The sequence below is a fragment of the Myxococcus sp. CA005 genome (assembly GCF_006518205.1).
Lineage (GTDB): Bacteria > Myxococcota > Myxococcia > Myxococcales > Myxococcaceae > Myxococcus > Myxococcus xanthus.
Genome location: NZ_SRLV01000023.1, coordinates 82,983 through 109,185, shown reverse-complemented (window position 1 = coordinate 109,185; position 26,203 = coordinate 82,983). Strand labels below are relative to the sequence as shown.

Genomic DNA, 26,203 nt, shown 5'->3' with positions numbered 1-26,203 from the left:
GGGGCGCGGAAACCGATTTTTGGGGGACTCATCTTCTCCAGTATCGGTTGAAACCGGAAAAAGTTGCGTCCCCTGGATGCTGGAACTCAGGGGGGCGGGGTCGGCCTTCCACCGACACCGAAGTGCTCCGCGTGGTGCCGCCACGCTTCCCGTGCCTCTTCCAGGCTCACTTCCTGGAACCGGACAGCGGCTCCTGGACGGCGGGCGCACAGCCGTCCCCAATCGGCGCGAATGACTGTCGCGATGAGTGGATAGCCACCTGTCGTCGGATGGTCGGGGCCCAGCACGATGGGCGTTCCTGAAAGCGTCACCTGGATGGCCCCACGAACCATGGGGCGCGACGTGCCCGTGCCTTCGTCGCCATGGGTGAGCGATGGCCCTTGGAGCCGCATCCCCACACGGTCGGTGGCGGCGGACACGGTGAAGGCGCCCGACAGCAGGGTGGCCACGGTTGCGGGTCCGAAGCGGCGGTTGTCCGGTCCGAGCGTCACGCGGATGGGCGCCGCTGCATCCAGTGACGCACCGGGCGCTCGTGCCTCGGCGCGCTCGTTCGTGTCACCCAGGGGCAGGCTGTCTCCCGAACGCAGCAGGCGGCCTTCGTGTCCGCCCAGGCGCGCGACCAGCAGTGTGCCGCGTCCTCCCAGCACTTCCGGCACGGCGAGCCCGCCGTCCACCGCGACATAGCGCACGCTCGTCGACTCGGGCGCGGGGACGGTGAGGCGCTCTCCATCCGCCAGCGCGAAGGCGTGTCCGCCCATGGACACGCGAACGCTTCGGCCTCGGGCGCGCAGCTCCAACCGACCGAAGGCTTCCAGCGCCGCCGTTCCACTCGCGTTGCCCACGGCGAGATTGGCCAGGGCGAGCAGCTCCGGGACCAGCGGTCCTCCCGGAGGCACGCCGTGGTGCATCTTCCCCGGCCGTCCCGCGTCCTGCACCGTGACGGGCGCACCCACGCCCGTGATGTCCAGCCAGCCCGTCATCGGTCCACCCGCTTGAAGCGCACCCGGTCCCCGAGCTGAAGCACCGAGCCCTCCTCGGGTGTGAAGGCGGTGAAGTCCAGCGCGGTGCCGATGAGGTTCCAGCCTCCAGGTGATGCGAAGGGATACACCCCCGTGCGCCCACCCGCGATTCCCACCGCGAGGGCAGGCACTCGCGTGCGGGGCGTGGCCAGCCTGGGGACCGCGATGCTCGGGTCGACTTCGCCCAGATAGGCAAACCCGGGGAGGAATCCCACGCAGCGCACCGTGTACTCGCGCGCGGTGTGGCGCCGCGCCACTTCGTCCTCGGTGAGGCCCGCGCGTTCCGCCACTGCGTGCAAGTCCTGCCCGTCGTAGCGCACGGAGATGGTCGTGAGGGGCCGGCCGGCCACTGGGGCGGGGATGCGCAGCAACCGCGCCAGCGCGAGCCGAGGCTCCTCGGGTGGCGCATCCGGGGCGAAGTACACGCAGGCGTGCTCCTCGGTGATGACGGCGTCGAGGACGCCGGGCATGGCACAGAGGGCCTCGCGCGTGGCGCGTCGCTCCAGTCCCTCGGGAAGGACCAGTCGCAGGGCGCCTTCACCCAGAGGCTCGGCGCGAAGCGCGAGCGCGTCCAAGGTGGCGCGGACCTCGCGCGCCAGCTCCACCGCGCCGGGCGTGTCGCCGTGAACGCAGACGGTGTCCACGCTGCCGCTGGTGGCCAGGCGCACGGTGTTGGCCCGCGCCTGGGCGTGGTCGGTCAGCACCGCGCCGGGCTGTCCTCGGGGAATCAGCGAGCCGTCTGGCCGGGTGCCTCGGTCCGCGAAGCCTTCGCGGGCGTAGGCCAGACCCGCCGCCAGGGCCGCGTCGTGCAGCGCGCCCGTGCCGGGGCCAATGAAGGTGACGGCGGTCCCCAGCGCTTCCACGATGCCCGCCACCACCGCGCGGGCCAGGGCCGGTGTTGCATTGGCCGCGTGGTACAGGGCGCCGTGGGGCTTGGCGTACGCCACGGGCAGATGACGGTCAGCCGCCAGCTTTGCGAGCCGGCCGCACTGCGCGGCCACTTGCGCCCGGAGGTGCTCCGGCGTGACGTCGAGCGCGCGGCGGCCGAAGCCCTCTCGGTCCTCGTAGGACGGGTGCGCGCCCACGCGCGTGCCGTGCCGCTCGCACCGCTCCAGCGCCCGGCGCATGGAGGCATCGTCCCCGGCATGCCCGCCGCAAGCGATGTTCGCCACATGGGCCAGCGCGTAGAGCTGTTCGTCTTCACCAGGAAGCTCACCCAGGTCGACGTTGAGGAGGCACTCCGTCATGCGGCGCACCGTACGCGAGCGGCGGCGCGGGTGCAGCCGTCCCTGTAGCCGGAGACGCTGGCGTGCCAGCCGACGGTGCGCTGGGAAGTCCCACGCACCACCCCGGGGCTGGGGCCGGTTGGCACCGGGGTGGTACGCGCCCAGCGGGTGCCTCGACGAGGTGCCCGCTGAGAACTTCCAGACGGGATACGCCAGCAGGGGTTTTCCTCGGTCATTTCCGGGTCGTTTTTTCCGCGTGCGTCGGGGCGCGGCTCAGCGCGAGGTGGAGGGCAGCGTGGCCAGGCCTCCCGCCTTCACCCAGCGCACCAGCGCACGCGCGGTCTTCTCGTCAATCAACTCCGCGTAGGTGGGCATGGGCGTGCCGGGGAGGAACTGCTCGGGGTTTCGCACCCATCGGACCAGCTCGGCCTCGCTGCGCGAGGAGACCTTGGCGAGCCGGTCGTGATACCGCGCGCCAGGCGCGTGGCAGCTCGCGCAGCCGAGCTTCACGAAGAGGGCGGGGGCGTCCACCTTGGGCGCAGCGGGGCGCGGCTTACGGGTGGGGGTGGGCTTGCTGGCCAGCGTCGAGGGACCGGCCGCAGCGGTGTTGGCCGCATCGTGTTTCGCGGACGGTGCCGATGCCGCGCTCTTGTCGGTGGCTCCGGGCGCTGTGTGCATCGCCGAGCCGGAAGCGGTCGCCGAGGCCGAAGACGTCACTGCGGCATGGGCGTCTTCTCCCCGTGTGCCCTCATGGTTGGCCGGAGGTTGCGCGGGGGAAACCAGCGGACCCGAGGTTTCTTCCCCTGCTCCCTTCACGGAGGAGCTGGCGTTGGGAACAGCTCCCGTGCGCGTCTCATCGGGCGCGCTGGCCTGCACCGCATCAGGGAGTGCCTCCGCGCTCTGCTCCTCCATCTCCTCCGCGCCCCAGTCCGGGCGGACTGACTCCGCGGTGAGCCGCGGCCGCGCGCCCTTCACCGCGTTCTTCCTGTGCGGCACCGAGCGCAGATAGTCGTAGAGCGCTCGCGCCTCCACCTCGTCCATGCCCCGGAAGCGAGGCATGGGCGAGCGCAGCACGGAGCCATCCGGTGCCAGTCCGTCACGCACCGCGCGGGTGAAGTCCTCCAGCGTCCAATGCGCCAGCCCCGTCTCGTGGAACGTGATGTTGCTGGAATGAACGTTCCTTCCCTCCGGGTCGACGAACGCCATGCCTCCCGCGAACACGTCATCGCCCTCCGTCTTCCGAGGACTGAAGCCATCCGTGTGACACGAGGCGCAGTCATAGACGTCATGCGCCATGTAGTGGCCGTACTCCCGGGTCGCCGCCTTGGGCGGCACGGGGATGCCCGAGGCGGGCCGTTCCACTGGCTCATTCCCGGTGATGAAGCGGAAGCCAATACCGCCGAAGAAGCTGAACTTCGACAGGGGCGCGGGCACTGAATCCGGCGTGAAGAGCGGGTGCCCGGAGCGCATGAAGCCCAGCACCGCCGCCAGGTCCGCGTCGCCCATGCCGTAGCTGGGCATCACCATCAACCGCCCGTCGCGGCTCACGGCGTAGCGGATGGCTCGCGCCAGCGCTTCATCCGTCATGGCGCCGATGCCCGCCTCGGCATGTGATGTGAGATTCGCCGCGTAGAAGCGCCCCATGTACGAGGGCAGTTCGCGCAGCGGCGCGCCCGATGCCGTCTCCGCGTCGCCCCCTCGGTGACATGACTCGCAGCTTGCGTGGAAGATGGCGGCCCCTCGCTCCAGGGCGGCGGGGGACATGTCCGCGCGGATGGGCGGGTAGGGGGCATGAACGGTTCCCGCGCAGCCCGCCAGCAGGGCGGCGCCCACGAACAACGTGTTCCTCATGGCGTCCAGGATGGTGCGGCGCATGGGTCCTCCGCGGCGAGCAGGACCCGACGCATATCGCATCCCAAGGTGGGACGGAAAAACCACCGCGTCTGTCCACGGCGGACACCCGGCCTTCACGAAGTACGGCGCGGCGCGGCGACGTGGCTACACTCCGGGCACCATGACGCGCTCGCTCGAGTCCTACCGAGACCTCTTCCCCGTGCTGAAGGAGCAGCTCTACCTCAACCACGCCGGTGTGGCTCCCACCAGCCTGCGCGCCGCCGAGGCCGTGCGCGGGTGGATGGAGGACATCGTCCACCACGGCATCAAGCACGAGCGCGGCTGGGAGGCCCACTGCGAGCGCGTGCGGGGCCTGGCCGCCCGCCTCATCAACGCCGAGCCCGGCGAGATTGCCTTCGTGCGCAACACCAGCCACGGCCTGGGCCTGGTGGCCGAGGGGCTGGACTGGACGCCCGGCGACGAGGTCGTCGTCGCATCCTCGTTGGAGTACCCCTCCAACGTCTATCCCTGGCTGCACCTGAAGGACCGCGGCGTCACCGTGCGCGAAATCCAGACGCCCGAAGGGGGCGTCACGCCGGAAGCCGTGGCCGCCGCGCTCACCCCGAGCACCCGGCTGGTGGCGGTCTCCTCCGTGCAGTTCGCCACCGGCTACCGCACGGACCTGGATGCGGTGGGCGCCCTGTGCGAGCGGGCGGGCGTTCTGTTCTGCGTGGACGGCATCCAGAGCGTGGGCTGCATCCCCGTGGACGTGAAGAAGAGCCGCATCCACTTCCTCAGCGCGGACAGCCACAAGTGGATGCTGGGCATCGCCGGCATCGGCTTCCTCTACGTGGCCAAGGACGTCCTGCCCAGGCTGCGGCCCGTGCTGGTGGGCTGGCGCAGCACCACCGACGCCTGGAACTTCAACCGCAGCCACTTCGAGCTGCGCCCGGACGCGGGCAAGCTGGAGGAGGGCAGCGCCGCGTACACCGGCATCTACGCCCTGGGCGCCGCGCTGGAGCTGCTGCACGAGGTGGGGGTGGACGCCATCTCCGCGCGCATCCGCGAACTGCTGGGCCAACTGGAGACAGGGCTGCGTGGGCTGGGCTGCGACGTGGGGCCCGCGCCGGAGCACCGGGCGGGCATCCTCACGTTCCTGCCTCCGGAGGGCGAGGCCCGCGCGCTCGGCGCGTGGCTCGCCGGACGAGAGGTGGCCCTCTCGGTGCGCCGCGGGCGCGTCCGCCTCTCACCCCACTTCTACAACCTGCCCGAGGAGATGGACCGGTTGGTGGAGCTGGTGCGGACGCACCGCGGCTGAGGGCCCCGGGACTACTGGGCCGGGAAGAGCGGCTCGATGGAGAGGTAGCGCTCGCCCGTGTCGTAGTTGAAGGCGAGCACGCGGCTGCCGTCGGTCATCTCGCCCAGCTTCTGATTCACGGCGGACAGCGCGGCGCCGGTGGAGATGCCCACGAAGATGCCCTCCTCACGCGCGGCGCGGCGGGTGAACTCGAAGGCGTCCTCCTCGGTCACCTGAATGGCGCCGTCCAGCGCGTCCTTGTGCAGGTTCTTCGGGATGAAGCCGGCGCCAATGCCCTGGATGGGGTGCGGGCCCGGCTGGCCGCCGCTGATGACGGGCGACTTGGTGGGCTCCACGGCGAAGACCTTCAGCTTCGGCCAGACCTTCTTCAGCTCCTCGGCGCACGCGGTGATGTGCCCGCCGGTGCCCACGCCGGTGATGAGGTAGTCCAGCCCTTCCGGGAAGTCCTTGAGGATTTCCTGCACCGTCGTGCGGCGGTGGACCTCGATGTTGGCCTCGTTCTCGAACTGCTGCGGCATCCACGAGTTGGGCACCTGCGACAGCAGTTCATTGGCGCGAGCGATGGCGCCCTTCATGCCCTGCGCGCGCGGGGTCAGCTCGAAGGTGGCGCCGTAGGCGGCCATCAGCCGGCGGCGCTCGACGCTCATGGACTCCGGCATGACGAGCACCAGCTTGTAGCCCTTCACCGCCGCCACCATGGCCAGGCCGATGCCGGTGTTGCCGCTGGTCGGCTCGATGATGACGCTGTCCTTCTTGAGCAGGCCGCGCTGCTCCGCGTCCTCAATCATGGACAACGCGATGCGGTCCTTGATGCTGCCGCCCGGGTTGGCGCGCTCGAGCTTCATATGGACCGTCACGCGGGACGGAAACAGCCGGTTGATGCGCACGTGCGGCGTGTTTCCGATGGTCTCCAGGATGTTGTTCACCTTCATGTCGGGGGCCTCGTCGGTGGGTCAGATGTGGAATTCGAGTGCGTCCAGCGAGCCATTCTCGCCGCGCTGACGCACCTCGCTGCGGCGGGTAACCACGGATTGAGAAGGGATGCTCTGCGTGAGCCAGGCGTTGCCGGCGATGATGCTGCCCCGGCCCACCACGGTTTCTCCGCCCAGGATGGTGGCGTTGGCGTACACCACCACGTCGTCCTCGATGGTGGGGTGACGCTTCTTGTCCGTCAGCCCCTTCTCCACGACGAGCGCGCCCAGGGTGACGCCCTGATAGATTTTGACGTTGTCGCCAATGAGCGTCGTCTCACCGATGACGACGCCAGTGCCATGGTCGATGACGAAGCGCCGGCCAATGGTGGCACCCGGGTGGATGTCCACGCCGGTTCGCTGGTGCGCGTACTCCGTGAGCAAGCGAGGCAGCAGCGGGAAGCCCAGGGCGTGCAGCGCGTTGGCCACCCGGTAGATGGCGATGGCGGTGAAGCCCGGGTAGGTGAGGATGACCTCGTCCACGGTGCGCGCGGCCGGGTCCGCCTCGAAGATGGCGTCCGCGTCCTGTCGCAGCCAGTCATAGAGGCCGGGCAGCCGCTCCATGAAGCGCGCCGGCAAGTCCCGTTCAATGCCCGGGTACAGGGGCGCCAGCGTGTCCCGGATGCGGTGGAGGCTGGCCTCCACGGTGGTGACGTCGCGGTGGACGGCCGCGGCCGTACACTCCAGGCGCTCGGCGAAGTGGGGGAAGAGCAGGCCGAGCACCTGGCCTACGAATTCGGGGGCAGCGCGCCGTACGTCCGCAGGGAAGCAGTGTCGCTGCCGGGCTTCCAGCAGGGCCGCGACCAGCCTGGCGTTGGAGTCATCCATGAGTCCCGGTTTCTAACGCGGTGCGTGGGCTGGCTGCACGGCGTAATGGCTGATTTCAGGGCTGACTGTCGTTTCCCAGGAGGGGACTGGCCCCCCGGGGGCCCTCGCTGGCAGTGCATGCCGCCTTCCCCCATGCCCCCCTGCCACGCGCTGGACAGCGGTGGTTCGCGGCGCTTGCCGCGTGTCCGCCTGGGCGGGACGATGACGCCCATGTCCCAAAACCCGGTCCCTTCCTACGCCCATGGCACCAGCACCACCCCGCTGCTGGGGGAGACGATTGGCCAGAACCTGCGCCGCACCGTCGAGCGCCACGGCGACCGGGAGGCCCTGGTGGTGGCGTCCCAGGGGTTTCGGGCCACGTATCAACAGCTCTGGGCGCTCACCTCGCAGGTGGCCCGGGGGCTGATGGCCCTGGGCGTTCAGAAGGGGGACCGGGTGGGGCTCTGGTCACCCAACCGCTTCGAATGGGTGGCCGTCCAGTACGCCACGGCCCGTATCGGCGCCATCCTGGTCAACATCAACCCGGCCTACCGCACCTCGGAGCTGGAGTACGCCCTCAACCAGTCCGGCACCAAGGTGCTGCTCCACGCACGGGGCTTCCGGCAGACGGACTACCGGGGCATGGTGAAAGAGGTCCGGCCGCGCTGTGCCGGCCTGGCGGCGGCGCTCGTCCTGGAGGACGACTGGCAGCGGCTGCTCGATGGCGCGGAGGATGTTTCGGAGGACGCGTTGGCCGCCCGCGAGGCGTCGCTCCAGTTCGATGACGCCATCAACATCCAATACACGTCGGGAACGACAGGCTTCCCGAAGGGCGCCACGCTGTCGCACCACAATGTCTTGAACAACGGCTTCTTCATCGGGGAGGCCCTTCGCTACGGCCCCGAGGACCGGGTGTGCATCCCGGTGCCGTTCTACCACTGCTTCGGCATGGTGATTGGCAACCTGGCCTGTACCAGCCACGGCGCCACCATGGTGATTCCCGCCGAGGCGTTCGACCCGCTGACGGTGCTCCAGACGGTGCAGGCCGAGCGCTGCACGTCGCTGTACGGCGTGCCCACGATGTTCATCGCGGAGCTGGACCATCCGCGCTTCGGTGAGTTCGATTTGTCGACGCTGCGCACCGGTGTCATGGCGGGCTCGCCGTGCCCGGTGGAGGTGATGAAGCAGGTGCAGTCGCGCATGCACATGCGCGAGGTGACCATCTGCTACGGCATGACGGAGACGTCGCCGGTGTCCACGCAGAGCGCGCTGGACGAGCCGCTGGACAAGCGCGTGTCCACCGTGGGGCGCGTGCATCCGCACCTGGAGGTCAAGGTCATCGACGCGGGCTCGGGTGAGGTGGTTCCTCGCGGCTCGCCGGGCGAGCTGTGCACGCGTGGGTACAGCGTCATGCTGGGGTACTGGGCCAACCCCGAGGCCACCGCCGCGGCCGTGGACGCCGCCGGGTGGATGCACACGGGCGACCTCGCGGTGATGGACGACGAGGGCTACGTGAAGGTGGTGGGCCGCATCAAGGACACCATCATCCGGGGCGGTGAGAACATCTCCCCGCGCGAGGTCGAGGAGTTCCTCCACGCGCACCCGGGCGTCAGCGAGACGCAAGTCATTGGCGTGCCGAGCAAGAGGTACGGCGAGGAGGTCATGGCCTGGGTGCGGGTGAAGCCCGGCGCGACGCTCACCGCCGAGGAGCTGACCCGGTTCTGCGCGGGCCGCATCGCGTCCTTCAAGATTCCCCGCTACTTCAAGTTCGTGGACGCGTTCCCGATGACGGTGACGGGCAAGGTGCAGAAGTTCAAGATGCGCGAGGCGTCCGTCGTGGAGCTGGGGCTGGAGGACGCCGCGGCCATCAAGACGGCTTGACGCGCGAGGTGCGCTTCTTCGCCGGTGCCTTCTTTCGTGCCGTCTTCTGGGCCTTCTTCAACGCGGCCCGGTTCGCCGCGTCCACGGCCTTCCGGGCCCAGGGCAGGAGCGCGTAGGCGTCATCCGCCGCGTCCGCGGGCGGCGTCCAATAGCCCATCTCCACCGGGGTCTTCATGCCTTCGTAGATGAACGGCCGGCATCCGGCGGCCTGGAAGTCCGGCTTGGTGACGTCATCCACCTTCAGGAACAACTGACCGCCGCCGATGAGCCCGAACATCCGTCCGCCGAGGTAGAGCCCCCAGCCGCCGAACATCGACCGGGACTTCACGGGCCCCAGCTTCTCCAGCAGTTCCACCGTGTACTCAACGAAGCTGTCCGTCCGGGCCATCGTGCGTCTCCGTGTCCCGATGGGCCTCGCCTCGTGAAGACGGCGCCATCGGCCGCGGCACGCTAGCGCACCCGAGCGCCTGGAGCCGCCTTCCTCGTGCCCCAGGGTTCGGGCATGGCGCGCACGCTCTCCACGATGAAGGACTTGAGCGCCCGCGCCGCGGCCGTGAGGTAGCCCTCTCCCCGGTGTATCAGCGCCACCTGCCGCTTCACCCCGGCGCGCGCCAGGGGCACCACATCGAAGCCCTGGGCATGGTGGTCTCGGGCCATCAACTGCGGCACCATCGCCACGCCCAGGCCGCGCTCCACCATGCGGCGCATGGCCTCCGCGTTGTCCGTCTCCACCGCCAGGCGGGGTGTCACGCCCCGCGCCTCACAGGCGGCCTCCATCGCTCGGGTGCCGCTCATGCCGGGGATGACGACCCAGGGCTCTTCCACGGCCTCGTCCATCGTCACGGGCTTGCCTGACTTCGTCAGCCGGTGTCCACGCGGGACGGCGAGCACCAGGGACTCCTCCCACAGTCGCTGCGCCACCAGGTCCGCGCGCCGCACGGGGAGGGAGAGGATGGCCAGGTCCAGGGCGCCGCGTGCCACGCCTTCCTCCATGGCCGGTGCCAGTCCCTCGCTCAGCCGAGGCCGGACCTCCGGGAACTGGCGCGCGAAGGCCGGGATGATGTCCGGCAGCAGGTACGCCCCCACGGTATGCAGCGTGCCGAGCGACACCACGCCGTGTGGCGTCCCCGACAGCCGCTCCAGCTCCGAGGTGCCCGCCGTCAGTGCGTCCAGGGCGCGCTGGGCATGAGGCAGGAAGCGCTCTCCCGCGTCTGTCAGCACCGTGCCCCCTGGCGTGCGGACGAGCAAGCGCGTGCCCAGGGCGGCCTCGAGTGATTGGAGCTGCCGGGAGAGGCCGGACTGGGACAGACCCAGCCCACGCGCGGCGGTGGCCAGGCGTCCCGCCCGGGCGACTTCGAGGAAGGCTCGGAGCTGTTCGGAGGTCATGCGGATTCCGCAAAAAGCCTATGCGGAAGATGCGGTTTCCGCATGGGGGCCTGGGGCGTACAGAGAGGTAATGGACGGAAGCGGCGTCACAGCGGAGCCCATGGTCAGCGCGCGTCCAGGCGTGGCGCGGCGGACAGCGACAGGCGCGGTGTTGCTGGCCCTGGTGGTCAGCGCGTTCGAAGGCACCGTCGTGACGAGTGCCATGCCCACCATCACCCGGGAGCTGGGAGGTCAGCACCTCTACTCGTGGGTGTTCTCCGCCTTCCTCTTTGCCTCCACCGTCGGCGTGCTCGTCTCCGGGAAGCTGGCGGACCGGCTGGGACGCAAGCCCGTCTTCTTCTCGGGCATGGGGTTGTTCCTGGTGGGCTCCGCGCTGTGTGGCCTGGCGGACTCGGTGCCGGGGCTCATTGCCTTCCGGGTCATCCAGGGCTTGGGCGCGGGCGCGTTGCAGCCCACCACGCTCACCATCTCCGCCGACCTCTACACGCTGCGTGAGCGCGTCGCCGTGCAGGGGCTGTTCACAGGGGCCTGGGGCGCGGGCAACGTCGTGGGGCCGCTCATTGGCGGCTGGCTGGTGATGCACGCCTCGTGGCGCTGGGTGTTCCTGGTCAACGTGCCGGTGGGCCTGTTCGCCGCGGCGCTGCTGTACCTCTCCTACCGCGACCCGCCTCGCCGTCCGGAGGTCCGCATGGACCGGTGGGGGCCCGTGCTCGCGGGCTCCTCGGCGGCGCTGCTCCTCTTCTCGTTGGAGCCGGGGGCCGCGAGCCTGCGGTGGGCCTGCGCGCTGGCCGCCGTGGGCGCGGGCTGGCTGCTGGTGTGGCAGCAACGCACGACGGTGTCTCCGTTGCTTCCGGCGGAGTTGCTGAGAGATCGCGCGGTGCTCAGCGGCATCGTGGGCGGCATCGCGGGCGGCTCGCTGCTGTACAGCATGGCCGCGTGGGTGCCGTTGTGGATGACGGAGCAAGGCGGTCACACGCCACTGGCGGCGGGACTGGCGCTGCTGCCGATGCTGCTGGGCTGGTCCGTGGGCTCCACCTTCGGCGTGAAGCTGCTGGTGCGCGGAGGCATGCGACTGAGCGCCGGCGTGGGCTTCGCGGTGGCGGCGCTGGGGGCCGGGTGGCTGTCATTGGCCGCCGCACGGGGCTGGGGTGTGCCCGCGGCGCTGATGGGGCTGGCGGTGCTCGGCCTGGGGCTGGGGCCCGCCGCCAGCACGTCGCTGATTGGACCGCAGTCCCGCGCGCCCTGGCACCACCGGGGCATCGTCACCAGCGCGCTCTACGCCACGCGGCTTCTGGGCGGCTCACTGGCGGTGGCGTTGCTCGCGCTGGCCAGCGGGCACTTCGCCCTGCAGTTCGGCATCGCCGCTGGACTCACGGCCGTCGCGGCGCTCGGGTTGGCGCTGTTGGCTCCGGGCAGGACGGAGCCAGCGGCATCGGGGGCGTGACAGCGGGCACGTTTCTCTCAGCCCGTGCCGCCTCCCGGGCCCGGTGCTCGGGCGCGCGCGAGGGGCGGCGCCGGTGCTCGTGCCGCCACCGACGCATCACCATTCAGTGCGTGGGGCCACAGCTTCGCCAGCGCGGTGCGGAGCTCGGCAGCGGACCGGTAGCGGTCGTCGGGGCGTTTCTCCAGCAGCCGCAGCACGACGCGCTCGAAGGGCTCCGGCAGCGCCGGTCGCAATGTGCGCGGCGGGACGGGGCGCTCCTGGACGTGCAGGAACATCAGCGGCACGGGCTCCGGGTGGCGGAACGGAAGCTGTCCGGTGAACAGCTCGTAGGCCACCACGCCGAGCGCGTACAGGTCCGTGGCGGGTGACACCGCGGGGTTGCCCGTCACCTGCTCGGGAGCCATGTACTCCGGCGTGCCGAGCACCGCGCCCTGGGCCGTCGTCCCCATGACGTGCGTGCTCTTGGCGAGCCCGAAGTCCATCAGCTTGAGCACGCCGGTGCGGGTGATGAAGAGGTTGGCGGGCTTCACGTCGCGGTGGAGCACGCCCCGGCCGTGCGCGTGTTCCAGCGCCACCGTCGCGTGGGTGAGCCAGCGCAGCGCCTCCGCCAACGTGGCGCGCCGCTCCAGCAGCCGCTGACGCAAATCCACGCCATCCAGCAACTCCACGGTGAGGAAGTGCCGCTCGCCGTCCACGCCCGCATCGAAGACACGCAGGATGTTGACGTGCTCCAGCGCCCGGGCGTGCTCCACCTCCTGGCGGAAGCGCGCCACCATCGCGGCATCCGCATGGGGCACCGCGAGGACCTTGAGGGCCACGCGCATGTCCTGGTGGAGGTCGGTGGCCTCGTACACGGTAGAGCTGCCCCCGGCGCCCAGCCAGCGCTCCACGCGGTATCGCTGGGCCACCGTCTGGCCGGGCACCAGGCCTCGCACGACGCTGGAGGGCGCGGGCACCACGATGCCCTGGAGCATCGTGCCGTGCGGCGACATGGGCGTCACTGGCCGCAGGGTCTCCCCGAGCGACAGGGCCGGTGGTGGCGTCACCGGATGGAATGTCGCGTCGGGAGGGGTTTCCATCCGCTGCGGGACAGGGGGGAGGCCGGCGCGGGGCGGCGGCTTCACGATGGCCGGCGGCGGAGTCACCCGCAATTGCGGCTCCGGCGCGGCACCCCCCAGGTACGCCACGCCTTCTTCGTCGTCGGTCGAGTGCACCTCGGCCTCCCTCGTCTGCGTCGTCGCTGTCAGGGGTCGAGCAGCGAAACGTGGGACGGTGCCCCCACGCCCTCGATGTCCAGGTGCGGCGTGGGCAGGTTGTACTCGGCCGCGGCGCTGGTGGCCTCGACGATGATGGGGCCGGCAATCTCCGGCGGCTCGCCGTGGCACAGCAGGTCCACCACGTGCTCCAGCGTCCACTTGCCCAGGCGGCTCACCACCAGCCGCGTGCCGTCGTACTGCGCTGTGTCCGACAGCTCCGGGCTCGCGGCCAGCTTGGCCTCCACGGAGTCACCCAGGTAGCCGCGCGCCAGCGACACCACCCGGTCCAGCACGGCATTCCAGGCCTGCAGGTGCGTGCGGTCCTGGGCCTCGTCCATGATGTCCAGGCCCACCTGGAGCTTCTCCATCCGGTCCAGGAACTGCTGCACCAGCGGCCCCCGGATGATGCGGCCGTGCTGCGGCGCAATCATCTCCACGCCCGGCTCCAGCTTGCGGATGGCCGCCACCGTGCGTTGCAGCGCGGAGTTCACCGGCATGTAGATTTGATGGAAGGCGCGGATGCCCGCCCAGTCGGATTCGTCCGCCCAGATGCCCTTGGCGTTGGAGTCGGTGAGCCCGCCAAAGAGGTCTCCGGTGAAGAGCACGCGCGTCTGCGGGTCATAGAGCATGACGGCGCCGCGGAAGTGGCAGAAGGGCGAGGGAACCGGCAGCAACCGGTGGCCCGTGGGCACGCTGAGGCCCTGCGCGAACTTCTCCGTGGGGATGAAGCGGTGGCGCGGCAGGTTCTGGTGGACGATGAGCCGCCAGGTGTCCTCCGAGCACAGCAGCCCGGCCCGGGGCGCGTAGCGCGCGGAGATGATGCTCGCCGACGAGCCCACGTCCGGGTCCTGGTGGTTGATGAACATGGCCGACAGCCGCTCCATGCCACCAATGAGCGACGTCACCTTGGTGTGGATGGTGGAGAAGTCGCTGCTCGAGCCCGGGTCGATGAGGAGGTTGAACTCCGTGGGCCGCTGCGTCTTCTTGTCCGTACCGCGGAAGCGCAGCAGGTAGGGGTTGGCGTAGAAGATGTTGCCGGGCTCGCGCTTGCCCACCCAGAACGTCTCGGGGGCAATCTCCACCGGCACGAGGCGGAGGTCGGAGCTCTGGCTCGGGCTTGGGACTGGGGCGATGGTGCTGCTCATGGGCGCGGCGTTCCTTCCCTTTCGGGTGTATGCCCCTCCCCTTAGCAAGCGCTGCGCCGTGGCCTTTTCTCCCCTGGGGCACCTGTCCGCGGGCGGGGATGGGGCGCAATCCTTGCGCGCGGGTGGGAGGGGGCGCAGGTCTTGCGCCCTGGGTGTCTGAATGCGTGCGCCGCGGCGGTGGGCATGGCAGGCTTGGGGCCTCTCACCTTCGAATCGTTGATGCCCGACCCGTCCGTACTCGCCACCTGGGGCCTCCCGGGGTTGTTCCTCGTCGCGATGCTTGCGGGCTCCGTGGTTCCAGTGCCGTCGGAGGCGCTGCTGGCCGCGCTCGTCTACGGCGGGACGGCGCCCGTTACCGCCATCGGAGTGGCCACCACGGGCAACGTGCTGGGCGCGCTGTCGCTCTACGTGCTGGGCCGGTGGGTGGCGGGTGGTGGTGGAGGCGCCTTGGGGCGCTGGTACGCGCGGCGCCGTGAGAAGGAGGGGCCTCGCATGCAGCGCGTGGAGGCCTGGACGCGGAAGTGGGGCGCGCCCGCGCTCATCATGTCCTGGATGCCCGTGGTGGGTGACGCGTTCGTCATCGCCGGCGGCATGCTGGGGGTGCGCCCGCTGCCTTTCGTCTTCTTCGTCACGCTCGGCAAGGGCCTTCGTTATCTCGCCGTCGCCCTGTCCGCCGCCGCCACGCTGTAGTGCCCGTCCCAGACGGTTTCACCGATGTTTCACGCAACGTGTCTGCGTTCCGCTCGATAAAGGAAACGGGTGAGCATCGCATTCCCTGTGAATCGGGTAGCGTGTGGATGTCTCATCCGACCACTCAACAGCTCCTTGTCAGGGGGCAGGACCGGACATCATGCGTGACGACGCAACTCCTTCAAGCCATGTGCAGTCGAACTGGCGGCGACATGTCGCCGCGCTGTTGCTGGCGGTGCTCGCGGCGTGTGGTGGCGAGGACACGGCGCTGGAGTCCGTGGGGCTCGACGGCGCGGAAGTCGGGCAGCGGCAGGACGCGCTGGGTGAGGTCCGTCTTCGCCTGGTGGCGGCCAACACGTCCAGCGGCAACGGGCAGGACTACGACCCGGGCCACGGCATCCGCATCTTCCAGGGCACGGACGCCGACGTGGTGATGATTCAGGAGTTCAACTACAAGTCGAACTCCGCGGCGGACATCCGTGGCTTCGTGGACACGACGTTCGGCACGCAGTTCCACTACTACCGCGAGGGTGGGGCGCAGATTCCCAACGGCATCATCAGCCGCTACCCCATCATCGCCTCGGGCGAGTGGGATGACCCGTACGTCTCCAACCGCGACTTCGCCTGGGCGCGCATCGACGTGCCGGGCCCGAAGGACCTCTGGGCGGTGAGCGTGCACTTCCTCACCACGGGCAGCAGCAACCGCAACTCGGAGGCCAGCAATCTGGTCAGCCGCATCAAGGCCAACATCCCCGCGGGCGACTACCTCGTCATCGGCGGAGACTTGAACACCGGCAGCCGCAACGAGTCCGCATTCAGCACGCTGTCCCAGGTGGTGCGCACGGCGGGCCCGCACCCGGCGGACAAGAATGGCAACACCAACACCAACGCGGGCCGCAACGCCCCGTATGACCACGTGCTGGTGGACAGCGACCTGTTCGCGTACCAGACGCCCGTTGTCATCGGTGGCAGCACCTTCACCAACGGCCTGGTGGTGGATACGCGCGTCTACTCGCCGCTGAGCGACATCGCGCCCGCGCTGTCCGGTGACAGCGGGGCCTCTGGCATGCAGCACATGGCCGTCATCAAGGACTTCCTCATCCCGGGCGACAGCTCGCCCGGCAACAATGCCTCCGTCACGGTGACGTCGCCCAACGGCGGTGAGAGCTGGGCGGGCGGGAGCGTGCGCGACATCACCTGGACGTCGACCAGCGTCACGAACGTGAAGCTGGAGTACACGCTCAATGGCAGCACCTGGAGCACGCTGGCCGCCAGCACGGCCGCCTCCGCGGGCAGCTACGCGTGGACGGTGCCGTCCAGCGCCACCACCACCGCGCAGGTCCGCATCAGCGACGCGTCCAACGCGAGCGTCAGCGACCTCAGCAACGCGGCCTTCACCATCACCACGGTGCCGACGGGCGGCACGGGCAAGGTCATCATCAACGAGGTGATGGTCAACGAGCCGGGCTCGAACGTCGCGGGCGAGTTCGTGGAGTTGGTGAACACGGGCACCGGGGCGGTGGACCTGAGCGGGTGGACGGTGTCCGACGCGGCCAGCCTGCGTCACACCTTCCCCGGTGGCACCTCGCTGGCGGCGGGCGGCGTCATCGTGGTGTTCGGCGGCGCGGCGGGCATCCCGGCCGGCACGCCCAACGCGGTGTCCGCCTCCACGGGCACGCTGGGCCTGTCCAACAGCGGTGACACCGTCACCGTGAAGACGGCGACTGGCACGGTGGTGGAGTCCGCGGTGTTGTCCTCCGGTGTGAGTGGCACGGATGGCGTGTCCGCCAACCGCAGCCCGGACCTGGGCGCCACGGCGACCTTCGTGCTGCACACCAGCCTGTCCAGCCTGCAGTCCTCGCCGGGCCGTCGCGTCAACGGCTCGGCGTTCTGAGCCTCCCCGCTTGAAGTGTCGCGGCCCTGCTTCCCGTTCGCGCGGGAAGCAGGGCCGTGTTGTTTCAGCGGAGCCTCAGTGGTTCTCCGGCGGCGTGGGCGACAGGGGCACGCGCTCGCGCGTCTCCGCCGACAGCACGGACGGGCGGATGATGAGGCTTTCGTCGCCGCTCGGACCTCCGGGCGTGGCCGGGTCTCCGGGGCGCGGCGTGGGCCGGCCGTAGTCGCGCTCGTAGATGCGCAGCAGGGCCAGGAAGAAGGCCACGATGAGGGGCCCCAACAGCAGGCCCACCGTGCCAAACGCGGCCAGGCCTCCGAGCAGCGCGAAGAAGACGATGGCCGCGTGCTGGTGCATGCCGCGCCTGGCCAGCAGCGGCTTCACGATGTTGTCCACCAGCCCCACCACCACCGTGCCCCAGATGGCGAGGAACAGCGCCGCCCACGGGTGGCCGCTGAAGAACATCAGCGCCGCGGCGACCAGCACCACGATGGCGGCGCCCACGGCGGGGATGAGCGCCATGAAGAACGCCACGCCCGCGAAGAAGAGCGCCGCGGGGACGCGGGCGATGAGGAAACCGACGAGCGCCGCCGCCGCCTGCACGCCCGCGGTGGCCACCGACGAGACGAGCACCGCCACGGAGACGCTGCGGAACTCCCGCAGGATTTCACGCGTCTGGCCGCGCCGCAGGGGCGAGACGCTCTCCACCCAACTCACCAGCCGCGCGCCCTCCGTCAGCAGGAAGAAGAGGGCGATGAGCATCATCACCGTCTGGAACGCGATGGAGCCCGTCGCGGCCACCGCGCCGGTGACGGCCCGCGCCGCTGTGCCGCCCTGGGTGCTCACCTGCTGCTGGAGCGTCTCGTCGAGCTGGGCCTGCTCCAGGGGGATGCGCTCCAGCAGCCTCTCTACCGGGCCTCGCACGGGGCTGGGAATCTTGCCAATCAGTCCTTCCACCCCTTCCCGCTGCACCGTGTCAGAGACGAACTTCACGCCGTCCGACACCTCGGTGACGATGAAGGCCGTGAGACCACCCAGGGGGAGGAGCAGGGCCAGGATGACTCCCGAGACGATGACCCCCGCCGCCAGGTTGTTGTGTCCGCGGAGCTTCCGGCTCAGCCGCGAGTAGAGGCCGTAGAAGGTTCCCGCGAGCACCGCCGCCAGGAAGAAGGCCTTGGCGAACGGGCGGACAACCAGGGCGAGCAGGATGATGGAAAGGATGATGAGGCCAGTGAACACCCGCCGGGCGGTCTGCTCGGTTGCCATACCCGTCAAGGTAGGGCGGCCATCACAGAAGGGTAGGGACGGGAGGCGCTTTTGCCTGCCCGCCTGCTGTCCTGCCAAGAAGGCTTGGGCCCGGCCCCAGGGCGGCTAGAGTGGCCGCGCCATGCCGCCCTTCGAATCCACCCAATTCACTGTCTGGCTGCTCCAGGCGCTCTGCGCCGTCTTCCTGGCCATCCTCTTCCTCCAGTCTGGCCTCGACAAGGTCATCGACTGGAAGGGCAACCTGGGCTGGCTCACGGGCCACTTTTCCAAGAGCCCCCTGCGCGGCGTGGTGCCGCTGATGCTGGCCACCGTCACCGTGCTGGAGCTGGCGGCGGGCGCGCTCAGCGCCGCGGGGCTGGTGTCGCTGGTGGCCACGGGCAGCGCGACGCTGGCCTTCTGGGGCGCGCTGCTCTCCGCGGTGTCGCTGGTGGCGCTCTTCTTCGGCCAGCGGCTGGCGAAGGACTACGCCGGCGCGGGCGGACTGGTGCACTACTTCCTGCTGACGCTGGTGGCGGTGTACGTCACCCGCCTGGGCTGAGTCAGAGCACCTTGCGCGTGGGGACCAGGGCGTTGGCGGACAGCAGTCCGGCCACCAACGCCACGGCCACCATCAGCATGGAGAAGGCCGTGTCCACGCCGGCCACCACGTCCCGCTCCAGCAGGGATGACAGGCTGCGGAAGCCCACACTGCCGGGCACCAGGAGCATGAGCCCGGGCACCAGCGTGGTGATGGAGGGCTTGTTGCGCAGCCGGGCCAGCGCGTTGCTGCCCATGGCCAGCAGCAGCGCGCCCACGAAGGCGCCCAACTGAGCCCCCAGCAGCAGCGAGCCCAGACGGGCCCCCGCGAAGGCGAAGGTGCAGGCTCCGGCAATCCAGCCCCAATCCCTGGGGCGCGCGCGGAAGAGCACGCACACCGCGAAGATGGCCACCAGCAGCATGGGCAACTGAGTCCAGTCCGGCAGCGCGGGCGGCAGCGGCGCCACGGGCGGCTCGGGCAGCACCACCGACAGCCGGCTGCCCAGGGCCACGCCGAAGCCCAACTGGAGGAAGACGAGCGCCGCCGCCGTGAGCCGTGAGGTGCCGGAGATGAGGTTGCGGGTGGCCAGCTCGTTGATGGCCACCGTCAGGGACAGGCCGGGGAGCAGGACGATGAGGCCCGCCAGCGTGGCCACCTGCGCGGACAGCGGCCCCATCAGGCTCGCGGCCAGCGCGGCGACGGCGGAGGACAGGATGGCGGCCACCGGCTCCAACACCCGGGCCGTGGAGGGCTGCTTCCGGGTGAGCACGTTCAGGGTGCCGATTAGCAGGCTGCTGAACGCGGCCACCGCCATCTCCTTGAGGCCTCCGCCGAACAACCGCCCCGCGGCGCCGCCCGCGAGCGTCCAGCACAGGAGCTGGAGCGCGGGGCCGAAGCGCTCGGGCTGCGCGAGGATGGCGTCCACGCGCTGGGCCCCTTCCGTCGGGGGCACCTGACCGTGGATGACGTCGTCCGCCAACGTGTCCAGCAGCGTCAGCCGCTCCAGGTCCATGTCCCCCGGTTCCACGCGGATGAGCGAGGTGCGCAGCGCCTCCGGCGGCCCGAAGGACGAGAAGATGGACGTGGGGGTGGAGAAGAAGCGCCCCTCCAGTCCGAAGCGCTCCGACACCCGCTGCATCAGCAGCTCCAGGCGATGCGCGGGCGTGCCGTAGCGGTGCAGCGCCTCGCCCAGCCGGATGGTGAAGGCGACGGCGGGGCCCGGCGGCGGGGGATGACTGACGGCGGTGCGGAGTTCAGGAGGGACGGCCACGGCGGCGCACATGGCAGAGGCTTCAGGCTGAGTCAAACGGCAGTGGGCACACCCCTGGTTCCAGGGGCGCAGCCCACCTGCCTGGGCCCGGCGCCTCGCACCTTCAACGTCGCGGGTTCAGGTCCGCCTCCTCCTGGGAGTTCCGCCCATCAGCGCGTTTTTCCTGAATCCTCCAAGCGGGTCGTTTCGATGTGGCTCGCGGTGACGCTGGAGGTGTCGGACGCTTCCTGATTCGAGCGCCCTGTGCCGCCAGGCGCTTGCTGTCCCTCCTCCCGCAGCTCGGCGCGGACCCGTCGGCGTGCCTGCTCGGTGAACTCGGAGAAGAGCGCTCCGAAGCCGTCTGCGTCCCGGTGGGGAATCGTGGGTTCCATTCTGGGCGCTTCCCTCAAGACTTGATGAGCCGGCCGAGGACGAAGCCCGCGGCCACGCACCCCGCGATGAAGAGTCCGGGCCGCTCGCGGACCTGTGTCTGGGCATCCGCGAGCAGCTCTTCGGTGGTTTCGTTCTCCAGCCGGTCGGACGTGCGGCGAAGCAGTCCCGCCGCGCTGCCAAGCAGCGGCCGCGCCACTTTCGCCTCCTCCCTGCCCGAGATGCTCTCCAGCGTGGAAACGAGTCCCCGCATTCCCTTGGCCACGTCACCCCGGCGGCTCTCCACCTGTTGGTAGACGCGCTTCTTCGCGGCGCTGCCCAATTGCTTCGCCTGCTCCTTGCCGGCCTGCGCGATTCCGGAGGTGCCGGGCTCGCCACGGGCGATGCGAGAGCCCTCTTTCGAGCGCTGCCCGTACCCGCTGCCTTGGATGCTGCCGTCAATGACGCTTCCCATGCTGACTCCTTCAGGTTCCGAGGGGGGGAAACTGTCGCGAGGGCTTCACAGGTCATCGTCCCCGCGTGCCTTCGCCTCAGAAGGTAGACATGCTGCATGGCTGGCCTGGACGGAGCCTGGTACGCAGGCAGGGTGGGCGGTGGAGGGCGCGGGCGAAGGTGGGTGGAATGAGAGAGGACGTGGGTGGATGGCGCGGAAGCAGCGGACCCCGAGGTGGCTGGAAGCGGCACGCCGGAGGGGGCCGGAGGACGTGCAACCCTCCGGAAGGTCGGACTGGTTGGCGAGGGCCCTGGGGAAGGCCGGAGTGATGCCTCGCGCCCAGGCGGAAGCGGCCATCCGTGAGGGACGGGTGACGCTCGATGGGCGGGTGGAGCACGAGCCCTTCGCGCCGGTGCGTCCGGAGATGGAAGTGCGGGTGGACGGGCTGGTGCGGAACCTGGAGGCGCCCGTGTTGACGCTGATGTTCCACAAGCCAGCGGGGCTGGTGGTGCACGGCTCGGACGCGGAGGGCGTGGGCACCGTGTTCGAGTGTCTGCGTGAGCGGCTCACCCAACCGCTGCGCGACTATGAGTGGCTCGCGGTGGGCCGTCTGGACCGGGACACCACGGGGTTGCTGCTCTTCACCAACGACGAACGTCTGGTCCAACACGGGACGTCGCCCGAGCGGCACCTGCCCAAGCGCTACGTGGCGGGCGTGGTGGGGCCGCCACCGGAGGATGCGCTCCGCCGGCTGCGTGAGGGCCTGGTGCTGGAGGACGGCCCGACGCGGCCCGCGGGTGCCCGGCTGCGCGCGCCGGACGTGGTGGAGCTCACCCTGACGGAAGGGCGCAACCACCAGGTGAAGCGGATGCTGGCGGCGGTGGGACATCCGGTGCGGACCCTGCACCGCGAGGCCGTGGGCGGCGTGACGCTGGACGTGCCCGAGGGCGCGTGGCGGTTGCTGACGGACGAGGAAGTGTCCCAGGGGTTGTCCTTCTCCGTCTCCTGAGGCCGCACCCGCCGCGTGTAGACTCCGGGGCCATGGACGATTCCGTGGCCCGTGCGCGTGGCGGCTTCCCCGCACGGGCCTTCTGGCTCGGTGTCTTCGGCGTCACGGCGGCCTTCAGCCTCTTCTGCCTGGGCGTCGAGTACACGCCGGACTCGCTGCACTACCTCTCCGTGGCGCGTGGGCTGCTGTCGGGCTCGGGGCTGTCGGGCACGCTGCTCGCGGTGGACACGGCCATGCCCCGGCCGTTGGACTTGTGGCCGCCCCTGTTTCCCATGGCCTGGGCCGCCCTGTTGTGGCTGGGGCCGGATGCGGCGGTCATCACCCTTCACCTGCTGTGCTTCGCCGTGCTCGCCGCGGCGCTCTTCTCCATGGCTCCCGAGGGACAGGGCGCGCGCTACATCTGGACGTGCGCGGTGCTCATCGTCCTCTACCGTCCCTTCGGGCACGTGGCGGCGGCGGCGTGGTCCGAGCCCTTGTGCGTCGCATTGCTCGCGCTCGCCCTGGCGCGGGAGGTCCGGGGCGCGGACAGTGTCGGCCGTTCCTTCCTGGTGGGGGCGCTGCTGGGCCTGGCGGTGCTGACTCGCTACGCGGCGCTGTTCGTCCTGCCCGGGCTCCTGTTGTGGCGCTTCGTCCGGGCGCGTGAGGCGGGGGTACCGCGGCGGCATGTCGTGCATGCACTGGCGCTGGGTGCGGGGCTCGGACTCGTGGTGGCGCCGTGGTTCGTCCGGAACGGTGTGTTGTTCGGCCGCGCCATGGGGCCGCCGAGGGCACCACGTGGCGCGGGGCTCTTGTCCTCGCTGCTCAGTGGGGTGGAGACCCTGTTGGGGGAGGCGTCCTTCGGCGCGTTCGGTGTGCTCTGCGTGGCGGCCACGGTGTGGCTGCTGATGCCCGCGCTGCGCGGTGTTCGGGGGGAGCGCCCGCCGGATGCATCGCTGGAGCGGCTGCGGCCCGCGGCGCTGATGGCCGTGTCGTATGTCGTGGGCCTGTTCTGGACGGCCACCCGCACGCAGATGGACACGCTGGATGGCCGGCTGCTGGCGCCGCTGGGCGTGGGGCTGGTGCCGGTGACGGCGGCGGTGTTGGTGTCGCTCGTGGAGCGTTCCCGGTTGATGTCACCTCCGGTGCTCATCATCACTGGCGTGGTGGTGGTGGCGGGACACCTCTGGGCGCCGCTGCACGCGCGCGTCCGTCAGCCCCGGCTAGGGCTGCAACACCTTCGCGAGCGCGTTGCCCCGCTGCCGGCGTGGGTAGAGGCCCACGTCACCGAGCGGGACCTGCTCCTGGGGCCGCAGCTCTGGTGGGGCCATCCCTTCTCACGTGCCCCCGTGGTAGCGGATGGCTACCCCGAGCGAGGTTTCCTGACGCGGCAGACATTGGGGGCCTACCTGCTGCGGCACGGCGCCGCCTACGAGCGTTTCTTCTGGTTCGATACCAGGCCTCCGCCTGTCGACGCGGCTGCCTTCGAGGCCGTCGAGGTCGCCCGGTTGGAGACGAACGCCTACTGGTCCACCGTCTGGGAAATCCGTCCCGTGGGCCGCGCGACTCCCGTGGACGGACGCGAGGCGATACCCGCGCCGTAGGCATCCGCCGCGTGGGCCTCAGCGCTCGCGCGCCGCGACGGCCTCGACGAGGCTCCGGATGCCCTGTGCCAGCGCCAGGCTGGTGGGGAGCGGCCGGCCGAGGAGGCTCGGTACACCGGTGGCCACCTGGGCGGAGTTGGTGAAGACGCAGGCGCTCACCTGCGCGAGCTGGGCGAACGAGACAGGCCGCTCCACGATGGGCAGCGTCCCCACATGTCCGGCCTCCAGAAGCACTTCGCGGATGATGCCGGGGAGACACGGCGCGGACAGAGGCGGCGTGACGAGTACCCCACCGCACTGGAAGAAGACGTTGGCCGTGGGCAGCTCGCAGACCTCGCCGGCCTCATTGCCGAGCAGGGGCAGGCGCTCCATCACACTGAACTGCCGGAAGTAGGCGAGGCCCTTGTGATTCAGCGTGGGCTCGCCGCGGCGGTATGCCCCCGGCTCCTGACTGTCCAGGGCCCGTCCCTCGCGGTGCATCCGCTCCAGGTCTGGGGCGTGCTCGCGGAAGGTGAGCAGCACCCGGCCATCACTTGCCGACAACTTGCCCACACCTCGAAACGCGGGGCCCATCGCGGCGTCGGCTCGCAGGCAGCGCTCAATCGCTTCGCGCACCGCGGCTTTCGCGAGGTGCTCCGACGGTGGCGTGCGGACGGCGCCGGGGAAGGCGGCCAGGCTCGCGCGCAGCCGCGCCAGGTGCCGGGCGAGGAACCAGGGCTCGCCGGCCTCGATGCGGAAGGTGGTGAAGAAGCCCGCGCCGAAGAAGAAGCCCTGCGCGAAGTCCCGCAGGTGCAGTTCTTCCCAGCGCCGTACCTCACCGTCCACCGCGACCGTGGAGAACATGGCGGCCTCCTGTGCGCTCAGTGCGCCGGCTCCAGGAAGTTGGCGAGCAGTTGGGGCCCCTGGGGCGTGAGGAACGATTCGGGGTGGAACTGGACGCCTTCCAGGCGCGGCAGCTCGCGGTGCTTGAGGCCCATGATGAGCCCATCCTGCCACGCCGTCACCTCCAGGCACGCCGGCAGGCTCTCCGCGTCCACGACCAGGGAGTGATAACGGGCCGCGGTGAAGGGGGCGGGCAGTCCTCGGAAGACGCCCTGGCCCGAGTGCTCGATGGTCGCCGTCTTGCCGTGCACGGGCACCGGTGCGCGCACCACCTTCGCGCCGAACACCTGGCCCAGGCACTGATGCCCCAAGCACACCCCGAGCACGGGCACCCGCCCGCCCAGGGCCCGGATGACGTCCATGGACACGCCCGCTTCGTGGGGCGTGCAGGGACCGGGCGAGATGAGGATGTGGTCGGGCCGGAGCGCTTCGACCTGCGCGACAGTGATGGCGTCATTGCGCACCACCTTCAGCTCGGCGCCCTGGGCACCCAGCGCCTGCACGAGGTTGAAGGTGAAGGAATCGAAGTTGTCGATGACGAGAATCATCCCGGCCTCCCCACCGATGCCAGGGCCAGGAGCTGCGAGCGCGCCTTGTTGAGCGTCTCCTTGTATTCCTGTCGGGGCTGCGAGTCGTGGACGATGCCGCCTCCCACCTGCGCGTAGGCCTGGCCGTCCTTCACCACCAGCGTGCGGATGACGATGTTCAAATCCAAATCACCCGTGAAGGACAGGTACCCCAGCGAGCCCGTATAGAGCCCGCGCGCATGTGGCTCCAGCTCGGTGATGATTTGCATCGTGCGTATCTTCGGCACGCCCGTAATCGTCCCGCCTGGGAAGAGCGCGCCCACCACGTCCAGCGGCTCCACGCCCGGCGCGAGCTGGCCGACGACCTCCGATTCAATGTGGAGGACGTGGGCGTACTCGACGATGTCCATCAGCTTCGTCACCTCGACCGAGCCATAGGTGCACACCCGGCCCAGGTCGTTGCGCTCCAGGTCCACCAGCATGGCGTGCTCGGCGCGCTCCTTCTCGTTGGTGCGCAGCTCGTGGACGAAGCGCGCTTCCTCTTCGGGCGTGCCCCGTCGGCGCGTTCCGGCGATGGGCCGCGTGGTGGCTCGGCCGTTCTCCACACGCACCAGCCGCTCCGGTGAGGCGCTGACGACGTGGAAGCCGTCACCTTCGAGATAGCTGGCGAAGTGGACGGGGTTGATGGCGGACAGCGTCTCGTAGAGCGCGAGCGGCTCACCGGGAAAGTCCACCTCCAGCCGCTGCGAGAGATTGACCTGATACGTGTCACCGGCGCGGATGTACTCGCGCACGCGCTCGACTGCGTCCAGGTAAGCATCGAGGGTGAAGTTGGAGCGATACGCCGAGGTGGGCCCATCCATCGCGGGTGGCACGCGTGGCGCCGTGGGCGTCGCGGTGCGGACGTGGACCTCCAACGCGTCCAACCTGCGCTCACAGTCCTCCCAGTCCGAGCCCGTGGCCACCAGGAGCAATTGGCCCTCGTGGTGGTCCACCGTCAGGAAGGTGTCGATGAATGACAGGTCGATTTCGGGCAGGTGCAGGTCGTCCCGTGGGTGCCGGGGCAGGGACTCGAAACAGTGCGCGGCCTCGTAGCCGAAGAAGCCCACCGCGCCGCCGCAGAAGAGCGGCATTCCGGGATGACGCACGCCACGCCACCGGCGCAGCAGCGAGCGCAGCACCTCCTGCGGCGTACCCTGCTGGAGCGCGCCATCAATGAAGCACTGTCCCTCTTTCGCGGTGAAACGCAGGAAGGGCTTCGCGCCGAGGAACGAATAGCGCCCCTCGGCGCTGACCCGGGTGCTCTCCAGCAGGAACCGGCTTTCCGCTGGGAGGGCTCGCAGGAGGTCCACGGGACGCAGCGCCCCGAGCGGGAGCCGCCGCACCACGGGCACCTGGTTGTAGCCCTGGGCCACGAACGTCTCGAAGGACGTCCGGTCCGGGAAGCGCGTGGGGGAGGGCGGGCGGCTCATGTCGAGGCGCT

At 70.1% G+C, this 26,203-nt stretch carries 24 protein-coding genes; 8 read left to right on the top strand and 16 right to left on the bottom strand.

Annotation, left to right across the window (positions count from 1 at the left end):
- Nucleotides 1-86: 86 nt before the first annotated feature.
- From FMQ63_RS13045 to FMQ63_RS13035, 3 genes are all read right to left on the bottom strand, one after another.
- Complete coding sequence (locus tag FMQ63_RS13045; RefSeq protein WP_011551678.1) at nt 87-980, bottom strand: biotin-dependent carboxyltransferase family protein; 894 nt, start codon at nt 978-980, stop codon at nt 87-89.
- Nucleotides 977-2,266, bottom strand: a complete 1,290-nt coding sequence (locus tag FMQ63_RS13040) for a LamB/YcsF family protein (RefSeq protein WP_026113813.1) — start codon at nt 2,264-2,266, stop codon at nt 977-979. Before FMQ63_RS13040 ends, FMQ63_RS13045 begins: the two co-directional genes overlap by 4 nt.
- Nucleotides 2,267-2,518: 252 nt before the next feature.
- Nucleotides 2,519-4,120: a cytochrome c gene (locus FMQ63_RS13035; protein ID WP_020477730.1), complete on the bottom strand. Its 1,602-nt coding sequence runs from the start codon at nt 4,118-4,120 to the stop codon at nt 2,519-2,521.
- 139 nt (nt 4,121-4,259) lie between these two features.
- On the opposite strand from FMQ63_RS13035, the gene FMQ63_RS13030 reads away from it, so the two are divergent.
- Nucleotides 4,260-5,396 (top strand): aminotransferase class V-fold PLP-dependent enzyme, encoded by a 1,137-nt coding sequence (locus tag FMQ63_RS13030; protein WP_011551681.1) that lies wholly within the window; start codon nt 4,260-4,262, stop codon nt 5,394-5,396.
- An 11-nt stretch (nt 5,397-5,407) separates the two neighbouring features.
- Here FMQ63_RS13030 and cysK read toward each other — a convergent pair whose 3' ends face one another.
- Nucleotides 5,408-6,328, bottom strand: coding sequence for a cysteine synthase A (cysK, locus tag FMQ63_RS13025; RefSeq protein ID WP_011551682.1), 921 nt, complete (start codon nt 6,326-6,328; stop codon nt 5,408-5,410).
- Between the two features lie 21 nt (nt 6,329-6,349).
- Nucleotides 6,350-7,195 (bottom strand): serine O-acetyltransferase EpsC, encoded by an 846-nt coding sequence (gene epsC, locus FMQ63_RS13020; RefSeq protein ID WP_011551683.1) that lies wholly within the window; start codon nt 7,193-7,195, stop codon nt 6,350-6,352.
- A gap of 210 nt (nt 7,196-7,405) precedes the next feature.
- Between epsC and FMQ63_RS13015 the strand changes: the two genes are divergently transcribed.
- Entirely contained in the window at nt 7,406-9,055 is a 1,650-nt protein-coding gene (locus FMQ63_RS13015) for an AMP-binding protein (RefSeq protein WP_026113812.1), read from the top strand.
- On the opposite strand, the gene FMQ63_RS13010 is transcribed toward FMQ63_RS13015, so the two are convergent.
- Entirely contained in the window at nt 9,042-9,443 is a 402-nt protein-coding gene (locus tag FMQ63_RS13010; protein WP_011551685.1) for a TfoX/Sxy family protein, read from the bottom strand. The genes FMQ63_RS13015 and FMQ63_RS13010 overlap by 14 nt on opposite strands.
- A gap of 62 nt (nt 9,444-9,505) precedes the next feature.
- Nucleotides 9,506-10,441: a LysR family transcriptional regulator gene (locus tag FMQ63_RS13005; protein ID WP_011551686.1), complete on the bottom strand. Its 936-nt coding sequence runs from the start codon at nt 10,439-10,441 to the stop codon at nt 9,506-9,508.
- 100 nt (nt 10,442-10,541) lie between these two features.
- Between FMQ63_RS13005 and FMQ63_RS13000 the strand changes: the two genes are divergently transcribed.
- Nucleotides 10,542-11,885 (top strand): MFS transporter, encoded by a 1,344-nt coding sequence (locus FMQ63_RS13000; RefSeq protein WP_011551687.1) that lies wholly within the window; start codon nt 10,542-10,544, stop codon nt 11,883-11,885.
- 17 nt (nt 11,886-11,902) lie between these two features.
- Here FMQ63_RS13000 and FMQ63_RS12995 read toward each other — a convergent pair whose 3' ends face one another.
- Nucleotides 11,903-13,099 carry a serine/threonine-protein kinase gene (locus tag FMQ63_RS12995; RefSeq protein ID WP_020477727.1) on the bottom strand — a complete coding sequence of 399 codons (1,197 nt, stop codon included), beginning with the start codon at nt 13,097-13,099 and terminating at the stop codon, nt 11,903-11,905.
- 29 nt (nt 13,100-13,128) lie between these two features.
- On the bottom strand, nt 13,129-14,286 hold the full coding sequence (locus tag FMQ63_RS12990; RefSeq protein ID WP_011551689.1) for an MBL fold hydrolase: 1,158 nt from the start codon (nt 14,284-14,286) through the stop codon (nt 13,129-13,131).
- Between the two features lie 219 nt (nt 14,287-14,505).
- Between FMQ63_RS12990 and FMQ63_RS12985 the strand changes: the two genes are divergently transcribed.
- Together FMQ63_RS12985 and FMQ63_RS12980 are read left to right on the top strand one after the other, a co-directional pair.
- Nucleotides 14,506-14,976, top strand: coding sequence for a YqaA family protein (locus FMQ63_RS12985; protein ID WP_011551690.1), 471 nt, complete (start codon nt 14,506-14,508; stop codon nt 14,974-14,976).
- A 160-nt stretch (nt 14,977-15,136) separates the two neighbouring features.
- Nucleotides 15,137-16,870, top strand: a complete 1,734-nt coding sequence (locus FMQ63_RS12980) for a lamin tail domain-containing protein (RefSeq protein ID WP_216608478.1) — start codon at nt 15,137-15,139, stop codon at nt 16,868-16,870.
- A gap of 75 nt (nt 16,871-16,945) precedes the next feature.
- Here the strand turns inward: FMQ63_RS12980 and FMQ63_RS12975 are convergent, their stop codons facing one another.
- Nucleotides 16,946-18,133 (bottom strand): AI-2E family transporter, encoded by a 1,188-nt coding sequence (locus FMQ63_RS12975; protein WP_011551692.1) that lies wholly within the window; start codon nt 18,131-18,133, stop codon nt 16,946-16,948.
- Nucleotides 18,134-18,254: 121 nt separating this feature from the next.
- Here FMQ63_RS12975 and FMQ63_RS12970 point away from each other — a divergent pair, with 121 nt between their 5' ends.
- Nucleotides 18,255-18,671 (top strand): hypothetical protein, encoded by a 417-nt coding sequence (locus FMQ63_RS12970; protein WP_011551693.1) that lies wholly within the window; start codon nt 18,255-18,257, stop codon nt 18,669-18,671.
- Between the two features lies 1 nt (nt 18,672).
- On the opposite strand, the gene FMQ63_RS12965 is transcribed toward FMQ63_RS12970, so the two are convergent.
- The 3 genes from FMQ63_RS12965 to FMQ63_RS12955 all read right to left on the bottom strand — a co-directional run bounded on the left by FMQ63_RS12965 (nt 18,673) and on the right by FMQ63_RS12955 (nt 20,743).
- Nucleotides 18,673-19,932, bottom strand: coding sequence for a threonine/serine exporter ThrE family protein (locus FMQ63_RS12965; RefSeq protein WP_020477726.1), 1,260 nt, complete (start codon nt 19,930-19,932; stop codon nt 18,673-18,675).
- 137 nt (nt 19,933-20,069) lie between these two features.
- On the bottom strand, nt 20,070-20,291 hold the full coding sequence (locus tag FMQ63_RS12960; protein ID WP_020477725.1) for a hypothetical protein: 222 nt from the start codon (nt 20,289-20,291) through the stop codon (nt 20,070-20,072).
- Between the two features lie 14 nt (nt 20,292-20,305).
- Complete coding sequence (locus FMQ63_RS12955) at nt 20,306-20,743, bottom strand: hypothetical protein (RefSeq protein WP_011551696.1); 438 nt, start codon at nt 20,741-20,743, stop codon at nt 20,306-20,308.
- A gap of 187 nt (nt 20,744-20,930) precedes the next feature.
- Between FMQ63_RS12955 and FMQ63_RS12950 the strand changes: the two genes are divergently transcribed.
- Entirely contained in the window at nt 20,931-21,731 is an 801-nt protein-coding gene (locus FMQ63_RS12950; protein ID WP_011551697.1) for a pseudouridine synthase, read from the top strand.
- A 32-nt stretch (nt 21,732-21,763) separates the two neighbouring features.
- Nucleotides 21,764-23,311, top strand: a complete 1,548-nt coding sequence (locus FMQ63_RS12945) for a hypothetical protein (RefSeq protein WP_011551698.1) — start codon at nt 21,764-21,766, stop codon at nt 23,309-23,311.
- Between the two features lie 18 nt (nt 23,312-23,329).
- Here the strand turns inward: FMQ63_RS12945 and FMQ63_RS12940 are convergent, their stop codons facing one another.
- The 3 genes from FMQ63_RS12940 to FMQ63_RS12930 are packed head-to-tail and all read right to left on the bottom strand — an operon-like array spanning nt 23,330 to nt 26,192.
- Nucleotides 23,330-24,154: an aminotransferase class IV gene (locus tag FMQ63_RS12940; RefSeq protein WP_011551699.1), complete on the bottom strand. Its 825-nt coding sequence runs from the start codon at nt 24,152-24,154 to the stop codon at nt 23,330-23,332.
- A gap of 17 nt (nt 24,155-24,171) precedes the next feature.
- Nucleotides 24,172-24,741 (bottom strand): aminodeoxychorismate/anthranilate synthase component II, encoded by a 570-nt coding sequence (locus tag FMQ63_RS12935; protein WP_011551700.1) that lies wholly within the window; start codon nt 24,739-24,741, stop codon nt 24,172-24,174.
- Nucleotides 24,738-26,192 (bottom strand): anthranilate synthase component I family protein, encoded by a 1,455-nt coding sequence (locus tag FMQ63_RS12930; protein ID WP_011551701.1) that lies wholly within the window; start codon nt 26,190-26,192, stop codon nt 24,738-24,740. Before FMQ63_RS12930 ends, FMQ63_RS12935 begins: the two co-directional genes overlap by 4 nt.
- Nucleotides 26,193-26,203: the final 11 nt, after the last annotated feature.